At 48.7% G+C, this 20,894-nt stretch carries 16 protein-coding genes; 14 read left to right on the top strand and 2 right to left on the bottom strand.

Going from position 1 to position 20,894, the window contains the following annotated elements; translation table 11 throughout:
* Window positions 1-36 precede the first annotated feature (36 nt).
* The gene (locus tag ACIDF8_RS11925; RefSeq protein ID WP_412010831.1) at window positions 37-2,361 is read right to left on the bottom strand and encodes a DUF1989 domain-containing protein; all 2,325 of its coding nucleotides are present in this window, start codon (window positions 2,359-2,361) and stop codon (window positions 37-39) included.
* Between the two features lie 332 nt (window positions 2,362-2,693).
* Between ACIDF8_RS11925 and ACIDF8_RS11920 the strand changes: the two genes are divergently transcribed.
* From ACIDF8_RS11920 to ACIDF8_RS11905, 4 genes are all read left to right on the top strand, one after another.
* Entirely contained in the window at window positions 2,694-4,160 is a 1,467-nt protein-coding gene (locus ACIDF8_RS11920; RefSeq protein WP_412010830.1) for an NAD(P)-binding domain-containing protein, read from the top strand.
* A gap of 84 nt (window positions 4,161-4,244) precedes the next feature.
* Window positions 4,245-4,850 carry a dimethylamine monooxygenase subunit DmmA family protein gene (locus tag ACIDF8_RS11915; RefSeq protein ID WP_412010829.1) on the top strand — a complete coding sequence of 202 codons (606 nt, stop codon included), beginning with the start codon at window positions 4,245-4,247 and terminating at the stop codon, window positions 4,848-4,850.
* Window positions 4,847-5,800 carry a PDR/VanB family oxidoreductase gene (locus ACIDF8_RS11910; protein ID WP_412010828.1) on the top strand — a complete coding sequence of 318 codons (954 nt, stop codon included), beginning with the start codon at window positions 4,847-4,849 and terminating at the stop codon, window positions 5,798-5,800. The genes ACIDF8_RS11915 and ACIDF8_RS11910 overlap by 4 nt, the downstream gene beginning before the upstream one ends.
* 11 nt (window positions 5,801-5,811) lie before the next feature.
* Window positions 5,812-6,849 (top strand): heme-dependent oxidative N-demethylase family protein, encoded by a 1,038-nt coding sequence (locus tag ACIDF8_RS11905; protein ID WP_412010827.1) that lies wholly within the window; start codon window positions 5,812-5,814, stop codon window positions 6,847-6,849.
* 55 nt (window positions 6,850-6,904) lie between these two features.
* Here ACIDF8_RS11905 and ACIDF8_RS11900 read toward each other — a convergent pair whose 3' ends face one another.
* Window positions 6,905-8,284, bottom strand: coding sequence for a PAS domain-containing protein (locus tag ACIDF8_RS11900; protein WP_412010826.1), 1,380 nt, complete (start codon window positions 8,282-8,284; stop codon window positions 6,905-6,907).
* A 41-nt stretch (window positions 8,285-8,325) separates the two neighbouring features.
* Here ACIDF8_RS11900 and ACIDF8_RS11895 point away from each other — a divergent pair, with 41 nt between their 5' ends.
* From ACIDF8_RS11895 to ACIDF8_RS11850, 10 genes are all read left to right on the top strand, one after another.
* Window positions 8,326-10,170 (top strand): histidine kinase, encoded by a 1,845-nt coding sequence (locus tag ACIDF8_RS11895; RefSeq protein ID WP_412010825.1) that lies wholly within the window; start codon window positions 8,326-8,328, stop codon window positions 10,168-10,170.
* 14 nt (window positions 10,171-10,184) lie between these two features.
* Complete coding sequence (gene narL / locus ACIDF8_RS11890) at window positions 10,185-10,826, top strand: two-component system response regulator NarL (RefSeq protein WP_412010824.1); 642 nt, start codon at window positions 10,185-10,187, stop codon at window positions 10,824-10,826.
* A gap of 349 nt (window positions 10,827-11,175) precedes the next feature.
* Window positions 11,176-12,864: an APC family permease gene (locus ACIDF8_RS11885; RefSeq protein WP_412010883.1), complete on the top strand. Its 1,689-nt coding sequence runs from the start codon at window positions 11,176-11,178 to the stop codon at window positions 12,862-12,864.
* Window positions 12,865-13,070: 206 nt separating this feature from the next.
* The gene (locus ACIDF8_RS11880) at window positions 13,071-14,180 is read left to right on the top strand and encodes an aminomethyltransferase family protein (protein ID WP_412010822.1); all 1,110 of its coding nucleotides are present in this window, start codon (window positions 13,071-13,073) and stop codon (window positions 14,178-14,180) included.
* A 200-nt stretch (window positions 14,181-14,380) separates the two neighbouring features.
* Complete coding sequence (locus tag ACIDF8_RS11875) at window positions 14,381-15,172, top strand: ZIP family metal transporter (RefSeq protein WP_412010821.1); 792 nt, start codon at window positions 14,381-14,383, stop codon at window positions 15,170-15,172.
* Window positions 15,169-16,149, top strand: coding sequence for a CobW family GTP-binding protein (locus tag ACIDF8_RS11870; RefSeq protein WP_412010820.1), 981 nt, complete (start codon window positions 15,169-15,171; stop codon window positions 16,147-16,149). The genes ACIDF8_RS11875 and ACIDF8_RS11870 overlap by 4 nt, the downstream gene beginning before the upstream one ends.
* Complete coding sequence (zigA, locus tag ACIDF8_RS11865) at window positions 16,137-17,399, top strand: zinc metallochaperone GTPase ZigA (protein WP_412010819.1); 1,263 nt, start codon at window positions 16,137-16,139, stop codon at window positions 17,397-17,399. Before ACIDF8_RS11870 ends, zigA begins: the two co-directional genes overlap by 13 nt.
* A 1-nt stretch (window position 17,400) precedes the next feature.
* Window positions 17,401-18,096, top strand: a complete 696-nt coding sequence (locus ACIDF8_RS11860) for a DUF1826 domain-containing protein (RefSeq protein ID WP_412010818.1) — start codon at window positions 17,401-17,403, stop codon at window positions 18,094-18,096.
* 82 nt (window positions 18,097-18,178) lie between these two features.
* Window positions 18,179-18,523 carry a hypothetical protein gene (locus ACIDF8_RS11855; RefSeq protein ID WP_412010817.1) on the top strand — a complete coding sequence of 115 codons (345 nt, stop codon included), beginning with the start codon at window positions 18,179-18,181 and terminating at the stop codon, window positions 18,521-18,523.
* A 62-nt stretch (window positions 18,524-18,585) separates the two neighbouring features.
* Window positions 18,586-20,700, top strand: coding sequence for a TonB-dependent receptor (locus ACIDF8_RS11850; protein WP_412010816.1), 2,115 nt, complete (start codon window positions 18,586-18,588; stop codon window positions 20,698-20,700).
* The last annotated feature ends 194 nt before the right edge of the window (window positions 20,701-20,894 follow it).

The following is a 20,894-nucleotide window of genomic DNA, read 5'->3' as shown; positions in this document are numbered from 1 at the left end:
CCATGTACGACACAGGATCTATATAACTCGTCAGCCTCATGCGAGCAGCTTCTCGCGCTTAGGGTCATAAAAAGGCAATTTCACTACCTCTCCCGCCAAACGTTTCTGTTGCCCATCCAGCTTACCTATTTCTAGGCGCGTGCCTATGCTGGAAAAATCGGGTGCCACGCGCACGATGGCAATCTGTTTTCCCATCAATGGCGAATAAGTAGCGCTAGTGACGATGCCAACCGGGAAACGCCCATGATAAACATGATCGCCATGACTGGCAGGGTCTCCCCCTTGCAGAATCATGCCGACTAGACGATGTCGGCTCTCGGGCGCTTGCCGCGACAAGGCTTCACGGCCGATAAAGTTTTCCTGTTTGCTACGTAAAGGCACACTGAAACCAGTGCCTGCTTCAAATGGAGTGGTGCTGTGGTCAAACTCGTGCCCTGCCATACTCAAACCGGCTTCAATGCGTAGGACGTCAAGTGCATTCAAGCCCATCGGGGCAATCTGAAAGCGCTGACCCGCTTGCCACACAGCATCCCATACTGCTTCGCTGTCATCGGGGTGACACCAGACTTCATAGCCCAGTTCACCTGTGTATCCGGTTCTTGAAACCATCACGGGCACGCCTGCAGCCCCTCCTAGCCGGCCAATCGTAAAGTGAAACCATTTGAGTTTTTCAACCGCGGGCTGACTATCCGGGGTCCAAATCAGCTTGCTTAACAACTCGCGGCTGTTCGGGCCCTGCACAGCGAGATTGTCTAGCTGTGCACTGGCGTTGCGGATGCTGACTTTAAAGCCTTTTTCTTGTGCCTTTTCTCTCATCCAGATACCGGTGTATTCCGCACCACAACACCAGCGAAAAGCCTGTTCTCCCATACGAAAGATGGTGCCATCATCGATCATGCCGCCGGTTTCAAGACAAATCGCCGAGTGCGCAATTTCACCGATGGCCATGCGGCTGATGTTCTGCGTTAATACATACTGCAAAAAAGCCACCGCATCTGGGCCGACAATTTCAAATTTGCGTATCACAGACAAGTCTAACAATGCCACGCGTTCACGACAGGCGAGATATTCGGCATTCTTCCCCCAGCCATCGTATTCAGTGGCCACCCAATAGCCTGCATAGTCGATAAATTTTTTGGTCAGTGCGGAAGTTCGGGGGTGAAAACCAGAAGGTTTGGTCATGCGAGGCAGCTCCTCAGAAGTGTTTCGATAGGCAATGGCGCGTGGAAAGTCTTGTGCAGCATCGTAAATACGCACATGAATATCGGTCGGATGCCAGCCATTGGCAGGGTCAATATCGTCAGGACAAGCAGAAGAGGCGCAGACAAGGTCTCGCTCAGCTCGCATTAAAATATAATCTCCCGCTCGTGACCACGGTTCATCCATCAGCACCGCGCCCGAGGCGTCAATAAAGGTGTTAAAAAACAAATTAATCGCTGGCCAGCCAGCCCGTGGTGCAATGCCATACTTAGCCAACAGTTGGTTAAAGTTGTCGGTGCAACTGGCGTGGCCGAAATAGCCACTGTCTTCGTAGTATTTGGGGGTACAAGCCAGTAGAAAACTATCGTGTCGACCCACGGTATCCTGCACCACTTCTATCATGGGTTTCAGATCCGAACCAAGGTATCGTGAGTGCAATCCGGGGACAGGATTGCTCAAACCCATCACCGTTCGGGTCGCTGTCGCATCCAGCCCCAACACGACGCCTTGTTCCAAAGCCTGCTTATCAAACGCAATAAAATCCGAGCACTGCTTGCCAGACACATCAATAATCTGGATCCATTCGCCTTTTTTGACTTCATAGGTCTGTGCCGTGGCGCGACTAACCCTCAACTCGTGCTTGATTGGCGCCAAGGGTGCGGGCAAGGGTGGTTCTGGCTGATTGGCGTAAGTCACGGTAATGTCCACTTCGGTGACTGGCGTGTGCGCTTCAACAGACATGTTTGGGCCAGCCGCGGCAATCACGACAGTCAAAGCATTTTCCGCTGTAAATTTGGCATGCTCTGCACCTGACACTGTGATTGCTTGCTGCAAAGAAGACTCATCCAGCTGCCAAGTGTTTAATTGATTACGCAACTTTTGGGAGGCCGCACCACGCTGCTGAAGTTGCTGTTGAATACCTACCGCGACGCCTGGCGGACGCTTATCCAGTAAAGCGGGTGCCAATGTGCCATGAGCATCTAATACAATCAGCTCAGTCGTTTGCGCTTGGTCTGCGCTTAGAATTTCAAGCCGGTCACCTGCACTCAGGCGTAATTGAATGGCCTGTTGTCCATCCAGACGGTACTTGCTAATAGGCTTGGTGAAGGAAGCGCCAAAATAATAGTCCTCCCCCCACTGCTGTTCTTTGATTGCTTGCATCGATTCACCATGTCTTACGAAGTGTCCAAGTTAAGAGCGTGCCTATCCTATGGATATCTATTAAGAGGTTGATATTCATTCATAGGCCGTTATCCAATGCACTAATATTGACTTTGACGGCATGAGATTCAATTACCCTCATGGCGTACCTCTTTGGTATTAGGCTTCGCCTTCACTCAGTCATGACCTCAGTGCATAAGCGCCAGCGATTCTGGTGCATCAACAAGGTCTGAGTTATGCGCGGTCATCAAAACAGACCAAAAATACCTCCAGCTACGGCCTCATCAACGTGAGGACCTCACCCTCACTTACCCAATTGGGAGTACTTCTTGATGAGGATTTTTCATCTTGGTGAAGCAGGTTACTTTAGCGACATCGCGCTTCTAAACGCGGCGCAATCTAATCAATCAGATTTATGGAGAATCCTAATGTCAACGCGAATAGCCATACTCGGCGCGGGTCCTAGCGGCCTCGCACAGCTTAGAGCCTTTCAATCAGCCCAGGCAAAAGGCGCTCAAATTCCAGAAATTGTGTGCTTTGAAAAACAAAGCGACTGGGGTGGGTTGTGGAATTACACCTGGCGTACAGGCACAGATGAGCATGGCGAGCCTGTCCATGGCAGTATGTATCGTTATCTTTGGTCTAACGGTCCCAAAGAGTGTCTGGAGTTTGCCGACTACACGTTTGAAGAACATTTTGGCAGGCCGATCGCCTCATACCCACCTCGCGAAGTGTTGTTTGATTACATCAAAGGTCGCGTAGAGAAAGCAGGTGTGCGCGACTACATTCGCTTTAACACGGCCGTACGCAATGTCGTCTTTAGTGAGGCGACTCAGAAGTTCACCGTGACGGTGCAAGATCACACCACGGATACCATTTACGCAGAAGAGTTTGATTACGTGGTCTGCGCGACCGGGCATTTCTCTACCCCAAAAATCCCGAGTTTTGAAGGCTTTGACAAGTTTGGCGGCCGCATCTTGCATGCCCATGATTTCCGGGATGCCCTGGAGTTTAAAGACAAAGACATTCTATTGGTCGGCAGCAGCTATTCCGCAGAAGATATAGGCTCGCAATGTTACAAATATGGGGCACGCAGCATCATCAGCTGTTACCGCACCGCACCGATGAATTATAAATGGCCAAAAAACTGGGAAGAAAAACCCAATCTGGTCAGAGTCGATACGGATACTGCTTATTTTCTTGATGGCAGCTCAAGAAAAGTGGATGCAATTATTCTGTGCACCGGCTATTTACATCACTTTCCATTCCTCACAGATGATTTACGCCTAAAAACCAACAATCGGCTTTGGCCACTTAACCTGTATAAAGGGGTTGCATGGGAAGACAATCCAAAATTCTTCTATATCGGCATGCAGGATCAGTGGTATTCCTTCAATATGTTTGATGCGCAGGCTTGGTACGTGCGAGACATTATTTTGGGACGTATTGAATTACCGGCAAAAGCCGAGATGAAAGCGCATAGCATGCTATGGCGTGAAAAAGAACTGGCGCTACAAACAGCGGAAGAAATGTACACCTACCAAGGCGACTATATTCAGGAGCTGATAGATGCCACCGACTATCCGTCATTTGATATTCCTGCGGTCAACAAGACCTTCCTTGAGTGGAAGTACCATAAAAAGCAAAACATCATGACTTTCCGCGATCACTCTTATCGCTCCTTGATGACGGGCACCATGTCCCCACCGCATCACACACCTTGGTTAGAAGCGTTGGACGACTCCTTGGAGGCGTATCTCTCCGATAAAAGCGAATTGCCTGCGGTGAAAGAGGCTTAAATTAACCGATATGTTCTCTAAGTGCTCACTTCATCCTATGCAAGAAGCACCCTTATTAAGCATATGATTTAACGGAAAAATACCATGGAACGCGGATATTGGATTCGAAGTAAGCCGGTCTATTCAACCTTGGTCTGGCAACAACAAGCAAACGCACATATTGTGCTGGTTGAAGGCAGTGCTGGGGGCCTGGCGGCAATGAAGTTATTCCAGCAAATGCATCCTGAGCACCCTACCAAAGTACTCTATGCGAGAAATCCCGTGGTGCACCATGATCTCAGCATCCCCTTAAGCAAGGTCGTGCCGGATGCGCTGTTGATGTTTGAAACGACAGAGGAGTCTCTCGTTGCCTTTGAGGCCCATTTATCCAATGCATGCATGGGCTTACGCATCTACGTGGCGGGCTCAGAGCGCTTTATCTGGCAAGTGGCTCAGGTGGCTGAGAAGTATGGCATTGATGACAGTGACATTCTCAAAGAGCTCGTTGGCACCTTAGCTCGGCCGATCTATTGCGTGCATTGCAAAACCATCTCTTATGAAGCGCATACCAATATCAAAAAATGTGATGGCTGCGGCAAACAACTGTTTGTCAGAGACCATTTTTCTAGACGCCTTGGTGCTTATATGGGGCTGATGGTGGACGCTGAAGACCCTGGGCAGATTCCAAGCATTGAGGAGATTTATCCTTGAGTACATTTAAAGTTGTTGTTTCAAATATTCAGCAAATCACTCCGCTGATTAAGCAGTTCTCTTTTATCAGGGAGGATGGCGCAAGTTTCCCTCCATTTTCAGGGGGAAGTCATGTGGTGGTTGCGATGAACATCAATGGCCGACTCCATCGCAACCCTTACTCACTGATGGGCTCTCCGCAGGCGTCTGATGCTTATCACATTGCCGTGCGCCTACAAGAGCACTCACGCGGCGGCTCGGCTTACCTCCATCACGAGGTCAAGGTTGGCTCTCAATTAGAAATCACGTATCCAAACAACTTATTCGCGCTGGATAAAAGAGCGCGTAAACATCTGCTTGTCGCTGGTGGCATTGGCATCACCCCATTCATGTCGCAGATTGAAGATTTAATCAGGACCAAAGCCAATTACGAATTACATTACGCCTATCGCTCTAAGGATCACGCGGCATTCACGTCTACCCTGAAAGAAAAATGCGCTGAAAGAGTCCATGTGTATGTCGAGAGCGAAGGGCTCAGCATTGATCTAAAAGCGCTATTAAGTAAACAACCCCTGGGCACCCACGTCTATGTGTGTGGACCGAATGCGATGGTAGTGGCTTTAATTGAAACGGCGCGATCACTGGGTTGGCCAGAAAATCATATCCATAGCGAACAGTTTTTAGCGCCGCCTTCAGGTGAACCATTCAAAGTGAAATTGGCAAAATCTAACATTGAAGTTCATGTCCCCGCAGAAATGAGTATGTTGGAAGCCATTGAAGCGGCAGGGGTGGATGCGCCCTACTCTTGCCGTGGCGGGGCATGTGGCCGCTGCGAGCTGGAAGTCATCCGAACTGATGGCGTGCTGGTGCATCAAGATCACTATTTATCAGAAGCAGACAAGGCAGCTGGCAAAAAGATTATGCCTTGCGTCTCGCGCGCAAAATGCCACTCCTTAGAAATTAATCTTTAACAGGAAATGCTATGAGCTTAGCTTTTAAAAAAGAAACCTTTCGTGATGACTATACCTACCAAAACTCAGCCGAAGCCATTAGACGGTTTCCATTTCCGTTTGCAGAAGACAGCTACATGTATTCAGTGAATATTGAGCCTCACACCAAAGGGCCGGTTGGCGCTGTGACTGAATTTGCCTTTGATATTGATGAGCACTACGTCGCTGAATGCGAAGATAAAGCCAAAACATTAGCGCTAGATGCGGGACGGTACCAGGCCTTGCCACACATGGCGGAGGCGCAATGGGATTTTCTAGAGCTGACGATGGAAAGTTTATCGAACGACTATCCTGACCTATTTTCGCTCAAAAAAGACGGCCTATTGTGGACCTGGGAAAATAAACCGCTTGGGATTAAAAACACGTTTACCTTTGGAGATAGCACCTCGTTTGGCATGGATCCAATGGAGTATATGGGGAGACAGGTGCAAGGTGACTTTGTGCTATTGGATCAACGCAACGGTACCTTGTACGCCGATGCTGGCTTTATCACCAGCCAAGCAGATTGGTCGTTGGCCTTTGATGTGGGCATGTCGTGGCATGAGTGGCACGGCCCTGTCCCGCAAGTGACGAAACTAGGTGTGATGGACCGTGCGTTAAAATTCCTCATGGCCTTGCAATTGGGCGCCCCCGTACGGCGTTTAAATTGGACCATGACAATCAACCCAAGGCTAGACACTTCGCCAGAAAACTATCCCTTGTGGGGCGGTGACCGTAATAAAGTCACCATAGACAATGTGGGCGAGCTGGTACATTTACGTGTTGAGTTACAAAGCTTATTCAGATTGCCACGCAGCAATGCCATACTGTTCAGTATCCGCTGCTATTTAATCAATATGAATGAGTTAAGCACTTCCGCACGCTGGGCAAAACGCTTTCATCGGGTGCTGAAGTCATTACATCCGGATTTGGTGGAGTACAAAGGCTTAACCAAGTTTAAAGATTTAACGGTGCAATGGCTGTCGAAAAAGGATGATGGCACAGAAGTGGCGTTAGGGACACACCCATAACGCTGCATAGCCTTTGTCTCTGGTTGCCGAAGGTTTAACAGGCAACCCTTGAAAATCACATGAAATACTTTTGTAAACTTTGTATGGCCTGGGATCCATCTTCTTGAGCCACATCGGTAATGAAACCTTCAAGTGCTAACAACTCTCCAGCACTTGAAAATACCCCTTTACCCTGCTCTAGTACCCATTTAACCGCGCCAGAACGCGTATAAATACGATAAAGTAATTGGAATTTTTGTTGATGCCGGATTTTCTCTTGCACATGATCCCACGCGATATTGCGGTCCTCAGGATGAATAATCTGGGCATAGGAAAAGTTGGGATTGCCTATCATTTCATACGGCTCGTAACCGGTAATATCCACCGCGCCTTCACTGACAAATTCAAAACTCCAGTTTTTATCATTTTTACAACGATAAATCATGCCAGGCGTATTGTTAATGAGCGCGTTCAGCAGATGACGATGGCTTCTCTTCGTAGACTCCGTGAGCTTCATTTGGCTGATATCGGTCAGGGTGCCGATGATGCTGGATCGTTCGCCTTTGTATGCGGTTGTATTTTTCGCACGCAACTCCACCCAATGAGAATCGCCATTTCTGGCAATCAGACGAAACTCGACAACGGTTTTATTGCGCTTTCCTTGAATCAGAGAAGTGATTCTCGCCTCAGCCAACGGTTTATCTTCTGGATGCACATAAGTAAGTAAGGTTTTATTGAGACATTCTTGTACCTTGTAACCTAACATCGATTCCCAAGAATGATTCAAGAATATGATTTCTTGATTCACTTTAAGATAAAACACAATTTGTTCTATGTGATTGATGAGTTGCTCATGTATTGCGTTTTCAAACTCACTGGACGCTTCCATCTTTTGTGAAAGGCTGGAAGAGAACTGAAGTAAATTGACCACAGATCGACTGTCTTCTTGTAGAGGCGAAATGGAGATGTGCGTCGGTAAAATGCTGCCATCCAAACAAAGCAGACGAATGCGTAAGTGATTTTTTTTATCTTGTGTCGCAGTTGTCTTTGCAAATAAAGATGCCAGCAGCTGATGGTCACCAGGATGAATAATATTGGTCAGCGGCATCCCGACCACTTGCTCCTGCATGCTTAACATGCCAATTTCCATCAGAAATGCTTTGTTCGCAAACTTAACAATATAGCCATCAATGACAGCGGCTGGCGTAGAAAGATTGCTTGACACATCGTTGGCCCAAGTCACAGTATGATCCATCGATGAATTGGGATGACGCGTATAATGTTTACGAAAGATGGGGTAGATTGCAATCAACAACAAGGAAGTCAATGCGGTGGTTGCAGCGATCATCAATGCAGATAAATGTGTGTTAAATGAGGCGCCAGTCACCCACCATGCGTTAAAGACGATAAAAAAAATGACACTCAATATTAGTGTGCTAAAAACAAACAAACTCATCTAAGCGCCTTTCACGGGAAATTTCAATTCCGGAGTCATCCTTGAGCATTCAATTTGCAAACCTGATCAAAAGCATCAAAGATCTGACAATACACACATTGTATGCAAAGCTTATCATATTAATTTTTTGTATTGCTTCCAGCTTGATACTCATGCAAGCTGGCTCTCTCTTTTTGCTCGACTACACTGCTAATAATCAAAAAGTCATTCAAGACATCACCAAAGAGCAGATGTTCTGGCAGCATTTTTCTGACACCGCCATCGGGGAAGCACCCGAGAAATTGACCGAAGCAATCCTTAAGGCCGATCCCCATTTACGCTTTGATCTCGGCAACATGGTGGCACAGATTAACAACCATGATGCCACGCAAGTCAATCCACTGTTGCAGAAACTCAGAGAAGCTAGAGAAAAAATCAGTGACAGCCACTTTCAACAAGCGTCCATCACCTCGCAACGACTCACGGTTCAGACCTTAATCTCAAGTTATGAGCAATTGGTCGCGCTATTGTTGCAAGAGGTCGAGGCAAAGCAATCAGTGATTTCACTGCTGCAGCTGCTGAGTATTTATTTAGCCATCAGTGGCTTGATCACCATCGCGTTTAGCGCCAGAAAGCTTCTGGTTCATCGCCTGGACACGCTGGTCAGCTTTGCTGGTCAAGATACGCAAAATGAACAGCGCGGGCAGGATGAAGATGAGTTTGTCAAAATTGAACGCCTGGTCTACGAAACCACGGCAAGACTAGAAGGATTTAAAGCAGAAAACGAATGGTTTAATCAAAATAGCAGTGAACGCCTGCGTCGATTAATTAGATCACAAGACTTTCTGCATGAATTTGTAGAATCTATCAACAACACTTTATTAAGCGAAACGGTCTTACGCAAAAGTTTATTCTCGCTGGAAAAAGCCTTAAACAGTTTAAATGTCTCCCTCATTTTTACCGAAAATGACTTGGGCATTTCAACAGAACGCGTTTTATTTTCCAATCACAAACCAGAAAAACTCAGTGACGCCATTTTAGAAGACCTCACCACAACCAATCTGGTGAGATTCTGTAGCAATGACAATTCGCCACATGGCGATGGCTTTCAATGCATTGCAGTCGGCTTCGTTACTCCCACGGGGGCATTGGGCGTGTTACAAGTCGAGGCGGATCTTGAGCATGTGTTTGATGAAACAGAAACGCAGTTGATCGAACTGACGGCACATTTACTTTCTATGGTGATGGGTTTCCAAGGACGGGAGCAAGAGGGTCGGCGACTGGCATTGTTAGAAGAGCGTGCGGCCATTGCCCGTGAATTGCACGACTCTTTGGCGCAATCACTGTCATTCATGAAAATTCAAATTTCGCGGCTGCAAAGTGCAAGTAACAACCAGTTAGAGACGAATGAATTTCGCGGCATTGTCAACGAATTGCGCGATGGCTTGAATACGGCTTATCGGGAGCTACGCGAATTATTGGCAACCTTCCGCGTACATATGGATGTGCGCGGATTAAACTCGGCAATTCAAACTGCCATTGATGAGTTTAGCCAACGCTCCAACCTCTCCATTTCTCTGGATAATCGTTTGATAAACTGTCGCTTGACTGTCAATGAAGAGTTTCATATTTTACATGTATTGCGTGAGGCACTCTCCAACGTAGTGCGCCATGCAAACGCAAGTAGAGTGGAAATCTCTCTTAATTTTCAAAGCAGTGGCACCATCATTGTCATCATTGATGATGATGGGATTGGCTACACCGCCACTGAAGCGTCTGGCCATTATGGACAGAGCATCATGCAAGAGCGGGCAGAAAGCCTAGGCGGAAATGTTGCGGTTCTCAGACGCAAACAAGGGGGCACGCGAGTGCGCTTGATTTTCACGCCACAGTTGCCTCAATCATAGAAAGTAATCTAAAAATGATACAGACCCAATACAAAGTGTTCTTGATTGATGATCACGCCCTCTTCCGCAAAGGGGTAGGACAAATCATAGATGCAGACCCTGCATTTAAAGTGATCGGTGAAGCCGCATCAGGGCAAGAGGGCCTAGATACTGCCATTGGCTTTAAACCAGACATCGTGTTGATAGACCTTAACATGAAAGGAATGAATGGCATAGAGACCTTACGCCAATTTAAAGCCTTAGATCTCACTGCCAAATATGTGGTGCTGACGGTGTCTGATGCTGAAGACGATCTATTAGAGGCCTTGCGCGCAGGGGCTGATGGCTACTTGTTAAAAGACATGGAGCCGGAAGACCTCTGTGCCAACTTAAAAAAAGTCGCTAACGGCATGACGATTATTCAAGACACACTCACTGAAGTGCTGAGAACAGCGCTTTTAGAGCCCAAACCTCAACGTAAAGATGAGCAGGCTTCGCTCACTGAGCGTGAAAGAGAAATATTGCAATGTCTCAGTGACGGGCTCAATAACAAAACCATTGCGCGCAAACTTGGCATTAGCGACACCACCGTGAAAGTGCATATCAAACATTTACTGAGCAAACTTAAACTTAGTAGCCGCTTAGAAGCCGCCGTCTGGGCACACAATCAAAAATAATGTGTACTAGCACAGACCTCGTGCCTTTTTAGCGCTCAGCAAAAAGGCCTTGCATATCTTGGCGTAGGCGCAAAGTTACGCATACGTACCTATCAACACGCTCTAACGCTCCCCTTCCAACACTCCTTTGAAATCTTCACCAGCTACCCCTTAAGGAGTAATCCGTAGTGAGAATTTAGTAAACAGCTGCAAATCATCAAAATAGATTCCATTGTGGATGTATTGACTTAATCCCATGTGCAGTTGATATCTGATTGTCATTGAACGTTGACCTTCTTATTAGCCTTTCTTGAAGTCAGTAGATAGGTGAAAAAAAGAAGGCTTTTAGGGAAGGGAAAATAAGGTGAGTATTAATTCTTCGATTGATATATCTCAAGCCGGCTTCGCTGGTGGAGCTGAAAGCAAGCACACGTTGCATCGCAAGATTGGTTGGCAAGGTGCCTTTTGGGTCGTCAGTGGTGTGCCAGCGCTTGTATTGTTTTCTATGGGCGCCATTTCGGCAACGGTAGGCAAACCGGCTTGGTTGGTATGGGCGATTTCTATCACATTTGGTTTTATTCAAGCATTTACCTATGCAGAAATTGCAGGCTTGTTTCCACATAAATCTGGCGGTGCATCAGTATATGGCGCGGTTGCATGGGTAAGATACAGCAAGTTTATCGCGCCGGTGTCAGTGTGGTGTAACTGGTTCGCATGGTCTCCAGTATTGGCTATCGGCTCTGGACTCGCTGCAGGCTACATTTTAAGTGCCTTATTTTCCCCAGATGCCGCCATCAATACCTGGCAAATTACTCTCATGGACTTGAGTGCCATTAAAGCTGGCTTAAGTCTGAGAATTAACGCAACCTTTATTCTCGGAGCTGCTGTTTTACTCACCGTGTTTTCGATACAGCACGGTGGTATTTTACGTTCTGCCAAAGCAACCATGATCCTGGGGGTCACCGCGTTAATTCCACTCATGCTCATTGGCTTGGTGCCTATCCTCACCGGCGACATGCCTATGGCGAATTTCTTTCCCTTAGCACCTTTAAGTTATGACACGGCCGGCAATGTGATTGATGGTATTTGGAATATTGAAGGCTGGAAATTAATGGCAGCAGGCTTGTTTATTGCTGCCTGGTCAACATATGCCTTTGAAACTGCCGTCTGTTACACACGAGAATTCAAAAACCCTAAAACAGATACTTTTAAGGCCATTTTCTACTCAGGTTTGTTGTGTATTGCAGTGTACACACTGGTGCCCATCGCTTTTCAGGCGCATTTAGGCTTAGGCCATTTGGTGACGCCAGCAGTGACAGATGCCGCTGGGAACGTGACGACTGCCGCGGTATACGATGGGATGTTGGCACCTGAGATTTACAGTGGCATGGGCGTTGCCGGGGTGTTGTCGAGTATGTTGGGCGGCTCCGAGCTGATTGTGACCATATTGATGATTATGCTGGTTTTGGCGCTTTTGCTCTCAATCATGACCTCCATGGCCGGTTCTTCTCGCACACTTTATCAAGCCTCGGTCGATGGCTGGCTGCCCAAATACTTGTCTCAAGTCAATGAGCATGGCGCGCCTACCAAAGCGATGTGGACAGACTTGTGTTTCAACCTGCTGTTACTGCTGATGTCAGACTATGTGTTTGTATTGGCTGCCTCCAATGTGGGCTACATCATTTTTAACTTCCTCAATCTGAATTCCGGCTGGATACACCGCATGGACAGACCGAACTGGGACCGCCCATACAAAGCGCCTACTATCCTACTATTTTTAGGCGGCTTGCTCGGTTTTGTTAACCTGGGATTGATGGGATTAGGCGCTGACGTCTGGGGGGCAGGCACGCTCAATGCCGGACTGCTTTTTGCAACCTTGATTGTGCCGGTATTTATTTACCGGCACTTCATCCAGGATAAAGGTGTATTTCCAGCAGCCATGCTAGAAGATATGCAACTAGACAATGCGAAGGATGGCGTCATGAAACGCGCTGGCGTGCTCCCTTATATCGCGTTGCTAGCGGGCGTCTTCATTGTCTTCTGGCTGCATAGCATTTAGTTCAAATTGGGACGCGTGGCCTAAGCAAGGGTGAGCAAGTTTGATTGCTCACCCTTTTTTAATACCTGCTCTGGGAGGCTCAACTTTTTGAAGCTGTCACTTGAAGACAACTTTACTTCTTAAGTAGTACATCCTAAAGAGAGTGTTGAGCAAATCTTAAATTTTATAGTATTCGGAATCATCAATTTAATGGGAGAAAAGTCATCATGTCTAGAAACTCAGTACTCAATATTCGACACCGGGAATTAGGATCAAATTTAGATGGCGACACCTGGAACAATATGCCTATTCCTTGGGGCTATCATACGGATGTCCATGATGAAGTGGTCGCGGTGAGGAGTCGTGCTGGCTTATACGATGTGTCTGGCTTAAACATCATCAATGTGGATGGCCCAGATGCAGAAAAAGTCCTGGATAAGCTAGTGGCAAAGGACATCACCAAACTCGAACCCGGCCACAGTGTCCTGGCTGCAGAAACGGATGAATCCGGTGCCATTTGTGATGACATCATGATTATCAGAGACAGTGCAAACAGCTTTCGGCTCTCCCACGGCTCAGGCAAAACACCGGAAAACTTAAAAATGCTTGCGGCGGGCAAAGACGTGACCATCGCGCCCGATCTTGATGCGCATATTTTATCTTTACAAGGCCCTCAGTCCTTAGCGATATTAGCGCCGCATGTCATCGACTTTGACCTGGCAAGCTTGGATTATTTTAAGCACAAGCCCACCAGCCTATTTGGTAAAAATGTCGTCATTGCTCGTGGCGGTTATTCCGGGGAACGTGGCTACGAAGTCTATTGTAAAGGGCAAGATGCCATTGAGATATGGGATAAGATTTTAGAGGTTGGCAAGCCTTTGGGCGCGATTCCAGCCTCCTGGAACTCACTTGAGTTGACGCGCATTGAAGCAGCGCTGTTGTTTTTTCCATTCGAAATGCCTGAAGGTGATACCACACCCTGGGAGATCAACATGGGCTGGGGCGTGGACCTGGATAAAAAGGGAGACTACATCGGCAAAGCGGCTGTATTGGCATCCAAAGGCAAAGAGCGGGTGAAACAAGCTGGTTTAATTTGCAAATCAGCAACGAGTGTTGAGGCTGGCGCAAAAATAGTCAAAGATGGGGTAGAAATCGGTGTCGTCACCAGCGCCTCTTTTAGCAATTATTTAATGCAGTCTTTAGCTATGGTGCATTTAAAGCCTGAATACACAGCGATTGGTACGGCTGTTGAAGTGTTGTGCAGCCATCAGAAGGTGTCCGCCTATGTGGCACCCACCCCCTTTTATGATCCCATGAGACTGAGGACGCACGCTTGATGACGATAGCGCGTGCGGTATCAGGCTGGCGATGTTGCATGCGCATTTAGTGAGGATGAGGTCGTAAAAATACGTATTGCCTAAATAGCAGGTGCCTAGGAGTGGGATGCCTGCTTTTTTTACACCCAAAATTGCAACATTGTTGCAATTAAATCCACCACCCTTTAAAATGCAACAAAATTGCATTTTAAAGTTCAAGCATGTTATTCCCCAGTTTAATGCTGGCTTGTACCGCCGGTGGTGTGGTTTCGGTACTGATCGCCGGTTGGTTATCCAACACCCTCTTCGCCAATCATGCGCGACGCATGGTGGCATTTGCCGTGGGTGTACTGCTCGGGTTTGCTTTCACGGATTTATTACCGGAAGCCTTAAATCAAGGCATCCACCTGACCAACGCAGGCTGGATGCTGGTGGCAGGCATGTTGCTATTCTTCATTCTGGAGAAGCTGGCATTGTGGCGGCATTTCCATCATGCCGACGCTGCCCCTGTTGCTACTCATCCTGCAGAACAGCAGTCTGGTGGCCAAGTGGCCATTATTCTGCTGGGCGATGGCATCCATAATTTTGTTGATGGCATCTTGCTGGCGGCCAGTTTCCTGACAGATATCAAGTTGGGCTGGGTGACGGCATTTGCGATAGTCGCGCATGAAATCCCGCAAGAGATTTCTGATTTTATGGTGTTGATCAATGCGGGTTTGAGTAAGCCCCGTGCGCTCCTGCTTAATATGCTTTCGGGTTCAGCCATGATTGTCGGTGGTTTGGTTGGCTGGTTGAGTTTTACGCATATTGCCCCGCTGATTCCCTACGCCTTGTTATTGGCCGCCGCCAGTTTTATCTACATCGCCCTGGCAGACTTAGTGCCAACGCTACAAACGCAATACCGCCCACAGGATTTACTGGTGCAATGCCTGTTGATTGCTTGTGGTCTCGGCGTGGCCTGGATTTCACCGTTTATTCAGCAACAGATCATGACACTTTGGGGAACCGCATGACGCAAGCCACACCCAGAATACCCGTCACAATTTTGACCGGCTTTTTAGGCGCAGGTAAAACCACCCTGCTTAACCGCATTCTGCAAGAACAACATGGCCAGCGCATTGCCGTGATTGAAAATGAGTTTGGCGAGACCGGCATAGACGGCGAGCTGTTGATTCAGGGTGACGAGCAAATCGTAGAAATGAATAACGGTTGCATATGCTGCAGCGTGCGTGGCGATCTGGTGCGTATTCTCGGCGATCTGGCGCAAAAACGTGCAGCGCAGGAAATTAGCTTTGACCGCGTGATCATCGAAACCACGGGCCTGGCTGACCCGGCGCCCGTCGCACAAACTTTTTTTGTTGAAGATGACGTTTATGCCAACTATCACCTGGATGCGATTATCACGGTGGTGGATGCGGTGCATGCGATGCAACAACTGGATGCGCATCACGAGGCGCAAGAGCAAGTCGGGTTTGCTGACCGTATTCTGCTATCGAAAACCGATCTGGTCACACCAGAAGCAGTCACCGCCCTCTCGGCAAGACTACACAACATCAACGCCAGGTCCACCATACACAGCGTGCACTTTGGACAAACCGACCTCAGGCAGATTCTGGATATTGATGGATTTTCACTGGATGCCATCCTCGAAATCGAACCAGACTTTTTGCGTGATGTGAGTCACGCGCATGATGACGACGTCACCTCGTTTGTGTTTAGCAGCGAGCGGCCATTTGACCTGCAAAAACTGGAAATCTTTCTCGAAACCATGATCAATGATTACGGCCCGCAGCTACTGCGTTACAAAGGCATTGTGCATGCCTACAACGATCCACAACGCATTGTTTTTCAAGGCGTACACATGCTCATGAGTGGTGACCATACCACGCAATGGCAGCCTGATGAGCGCAAAGTATCTACGCTGGTATTCATCGGTACCGACCTCCCTCAAGAATTTTTTATGCAAGGACTCAATTTATGTCTGGTTTAAGCGCGTCTCACCTCAAAAAACTCCCTGTCACCGTACTCTCCGGCTTTTTGGGCGCGGGGAAAACCACGCTGTTGAATCATGTACTCAATAACCGCGAAGGCAAGCGTGTCGCGGTGATCGTCAACGACATGTCTGAAGTCAATATCGATGCCCAGCTGGTACGCGACGGTGGGGCTGAGCTGTCACGCCAGGAAGAAAAACTGGTCGAAATGAGCAATGGCTGCATCTGCTGCACTTTGCGAGAAGATTTACTGGTGGAGATCACTCGCCTGGCCAAGGAAAACCGTTTTGATTACCTGCTGATTGAAACTACCGGCATTTCAGAACCCTTACCGATTGCCGAAACCTTCACCTTTGCCGATGAAGAAGGCGTTTCTCTGGCGGACGTGGCTCAACTGGATACCATGGTCACGGTGGTGGATGGCTACAATTTTCTCAAGGACTACAGCTCACAGGAAAGCCTGACCGACAGAGGGGAGTCCCTGGGCGAAGAAGATGAACGCACCGTGGTTGACCTGCTGGTTGACCAGATTGAATTTTGCGATGTGCTGGTGTTGAACAAAACAGACCTGATGACGCTGGATGAAATTGCCCGTCTGGAAGGCATCCTCAAAACGCTTAACCCGCGTGCACAGATCTTGCACAGCAGTTTTGGCAAGGTGCCGCTGGACCGCATAATGCACACCGGCCTGTTTGACTTTGACCAGGCTGCCGAAGCACCGGGCTGGCTGCAAGAGCTACGCGGCGAGCATGTACCAGAAACCGAGGAATACGGCATCTCCAGCTTTGTTTACCGTTCACGCCTCCCGTTTCATCCCCAACGCTTATGGCAGTGGTTGAATAGCGAATGGCCAGGCGTGATCCGCTCTAAAGGCCGCTACTGGATTGCCTCGCGCCCTGAGTTTTGTGCCATGTGGTCACAGGCTGGGGCGGTCACGCGCACTGAACTGGCGGGCATCTGGTGGGCAGCGACGCCGGCCGAGTATTGGCCGCAGGATACAGACAGCCTGCAACACATCCGTTCGCGCATGCAAGCGCCTTATGGTGATCGTCAACAAGAGTTGGTCATTATTGGCATGGAGATGGATAAAGCCGCGCTGACGGCAAAATTTGATGCCTGCCTGCTGACAGAAAGCGAGCTTGCATTGGGCATGGCGGCCTGGCGCCAATTGAATGATCCGTTCCCGCACTGGTCGGTAGAAGAAACGATAGAAACTGAAAATGACTTGCCTGTGCTGGAAAGCGCCTAATATGCTGACAAGTACTTCTACCGCAAACAAGATCAACCGCCCTGCATTGGCGCACGCGATGCCACCAGCGAGCCCACGCTTGAGCTTTGACCCCATGCAGATGCTGACGATTTTTGAGCCAGCGCAACAACTCTGCCGCATTCCGCGCGCGCCGCAAACCGAGATCAGTGACTACCTGCAACAGGTGGCGCTCAAAATCGCCCCAGGCCTGCGGAATGTTGTCTCCTTAACACAGCCACTCGCACCACAACTTGAGGGCTTATTGCCAGCACAGCTTGGTCGCGAGGCGTTTATCCAAGAAGTCGAGCAATTGGTGATGGTTTTTGCAGAATTGCTGGACTGCCAGACCGTTGGACTGCGGTTGGAGGTGTTGCAAAAGGCCATGTGTCCGCAATTTCACGTGGATCATACCGGGATCAGGTTGTTATGCACCTACCTGGGACCAGGCACCGAGTGGCTGGAAGAAGCATTTGCCGACCGTCGTTATCTCAATAACCGCAGTGCAGACAACAGCCACCAGCGTGCGGGTGTGGTCATTGATACGCGCGGCATCAGGCAGGCAGATAGCTTTGATATCGTGCTGCTGAAAGGCAGTCGGTGGCAAAACAACACCACAGGCGGCGCCATACACCGCTCACCGGCCGTCCCGGACGGGCAGGTTCGCGTCGTGCTCGCCCTGGATGCCATGAGCAATTAATGCGCTTTGTCATCAAGACGTCTTATCAAGCCCAGTATACTGTTATCCAAACAATCCACGGACTTTGCGCTCGCAACACGGCATGCTAGATCATCCTAAACGCATACAACTGAATCATGGACTGCTCGCTTTATTGCTGGCAGTCTTGCTGTTGTTTGTCTTTGCCGAGCAACAGATCCTGAAGCATGCAATCTCTCACCTATCAGACGAGATTAACCACAGCCTCAAGCACGACAAAACTGGCCAAAATGACTTGTGTGAAGAATGTTTATGCCTGGACAATCTCACTGACACCCTGTTACCTGCGCAGGCGCTATTGCTGCATTCGCCAGAAATGGCGCCTGAAGTTGTCAGCAGTCCTCCAACCTTCTATTCAAAACTGTCCTATCACCGCTACGCAGCGCGTGCCCCGCCTCTTTTCGTTTAAAACTGAGCCCCAAAGACAATCAGACGAAGAGGACCTCATCCTGAGGCCAAGAGGACAACTTTATGTATATCAAACGTATTATTTCTGTGGCAGTGGGCGGGCTGTTTGCCAGCTACCCGGCAATTTCCGCACTGGCGGAAACAGTAGATGACAGCGCGCTGGAATTGGATAGTGTGCAAGTCACGGCAGAACGCTTTAGCAAAATCCGCAATAGTTTATCGCCAGACACGGGCGGCAGCGTCTACCGGTTTGACCAAAAAGATATCAGCAACATCCCTGGCGGTGAAAACAACAGTTTTAACCAGATCTTGCTGCGCGCACCCGGGGTGGCGAATGACTCCTATGGTCAACTGCACATCCGCGGTGATCACGGCAATATCCAATACCGGATTAACGGCGTGATTCTGCCAGAAGGCATCAATGGTTTTGGTCAGATTCTCGATACGCGGTTTGCCGATAAAATCAATTTAGTCACTGGCGCACTCCCTGCGCAATATGGCTACCGGACGGCGGGCGTGATTGAGATTGAGACCAAGAAAAACTTTAAACCCGGCGGCAATGTCGGCTTTTATGGCGGCACCAGTGATACCGTCAACCCAAGCATACAGATGCACAACTCAAGTGGCGACTTCAGTTACTACGTGACGGGCTCTTATCTCTCCAATAACCGTGGCATCGAAAATACTACCGACAGCTACAACCCGATCCACGATAACACCCAGCAAACCAAAGGGTTTGCCTACATGTCGTATTTGATCAATCCTGAAACGCAACTTGTGGCGATGCTGGGCTCCTACTATGGCAATTTTCAAATCCCCAACAACCCGGCACAAACGGCTGACAGTGGCTATCTCTCTGCCTTAGGCTTGTCTGGCTATAATTCCTCCAGCCTCAGAGACCACCAAAATGAACGCAATCAATATGGCATTTTGGCCTTACAGAGCTCCATTGGCGCGGATTTTGACTACCAGATTTCGCTATTCACACGCTATACCAGCACCACTTATACGCCCGATATCACAGGTGGCCTGGCATTTAACGGTGTCGCTTCCCGCGTATTTAGGGACAGTTTCAGCAATGGCTTGCAAGCGGATGGCAGTTACCACTGGGGCGATAGCCATATCATCCGCATGGGCATGTTTACCAGCACCGAAAACATCACCAGCGACAATACAGCCAATGTCTTTCTGACCGCAGGCGGCTCGCCAACCAACACCCAGGCCACCATTGTTGATAACAATCGCAAAAACGGCAACACCTTGCTGGGGCTTTACCTGCAGGATGAGTGGAAAATCAATAACAGCCTAGTGATGAACTATGGCGTGCGTGCTGACAAAATGAATGCCTATGTCAGTGGTGGCCAGCTCAGCCCGCGCGTCGGCATGGTATGGAATGCCACGCCGCAAACCACCTTCCATGCCGCGTACTCAAGGTACTTTACGCCCCCCCCCACCGAATTGGTTGGGACGAAAACACTGGCCTTATTCAGCAATACCACCAATGCTGCGTCCAGTGACCTCAATGGCGCAGTCAAACCCGAGCGCTCACATTATTTTGACGTAGGTGTCAGCCACCAGTTAACGCCAAAACTCACCTTGGGCTTCGACAGCTACTACAAAATTGTCCAGGACCTGATTGATGAAGGCCGTTTTGGTGAAGCCTTGGTGTACACGCCGTTTAATTATGCCAAAGGCAGAATTTATGGCTTTGAATTGACGGCAAGCTATAAAGACGAAGCCTTCTCAGCCTATGCCAACCTCTCACGCTCAATGAGCCTCGCCAAGAATGTCGTCTCGGCGCAATATAATTTTGAGCAGGATGAGTTGGATTACACCGCTAACCATTGGGTGCATACCGACCATGACCAGCGCTATACCGCGTCAGCTGGTGTCGGTTATTTATGGCAAGGCTATCAACTCAGTGCCGATGCCTTTTTTGGTAGCGGGCTGCGCCGCGGCTTTGCCAATACCGAACATATGCCAGCCTACACGCAGGTTAACCTGGGCGCGACCACCATGATCAATGCTGGCGCCTTGGGCAAACTTGAAACCAGGTTAGCCATCATCAACCTGTTCGATAAAAAATATGAATTGCGGGATGGCTCGGGCATCGGTATTGATGCGCCGCAATTCGGACCACGCAGAGGTGTCTTTATTGGCCTGAATAAATACTTTTAATCTGAGATGTGATGGACCTTTGATGCCGCGGCTATCGGAGGTCCATCACACCGCAAGCAGCATAAAAGTGACAATTTGCCACACCTGTTTTTCACAGCAACCCTGCTGTGTTTTTTTCTAAATAACTATCGTGCTTTTTTAAGGAGAAGTCGCATAGATCACCTTATAATGATTCTTATTTAATAGCATTACCA

The sequence above is a fragment of the Methylophilus sp. 3sh_L genome (assembly GCF_046766015.1).
GTDB lineage: Bacteria > Pseudomonadota > Gammaproteobacteria > Burkholderiales > Methylophilaceae > Methylophilus.
Note: the sequence above shows the minus strand (reverse complement) of the source record. Positions and strands in the feature narration are given on the sequence as shown.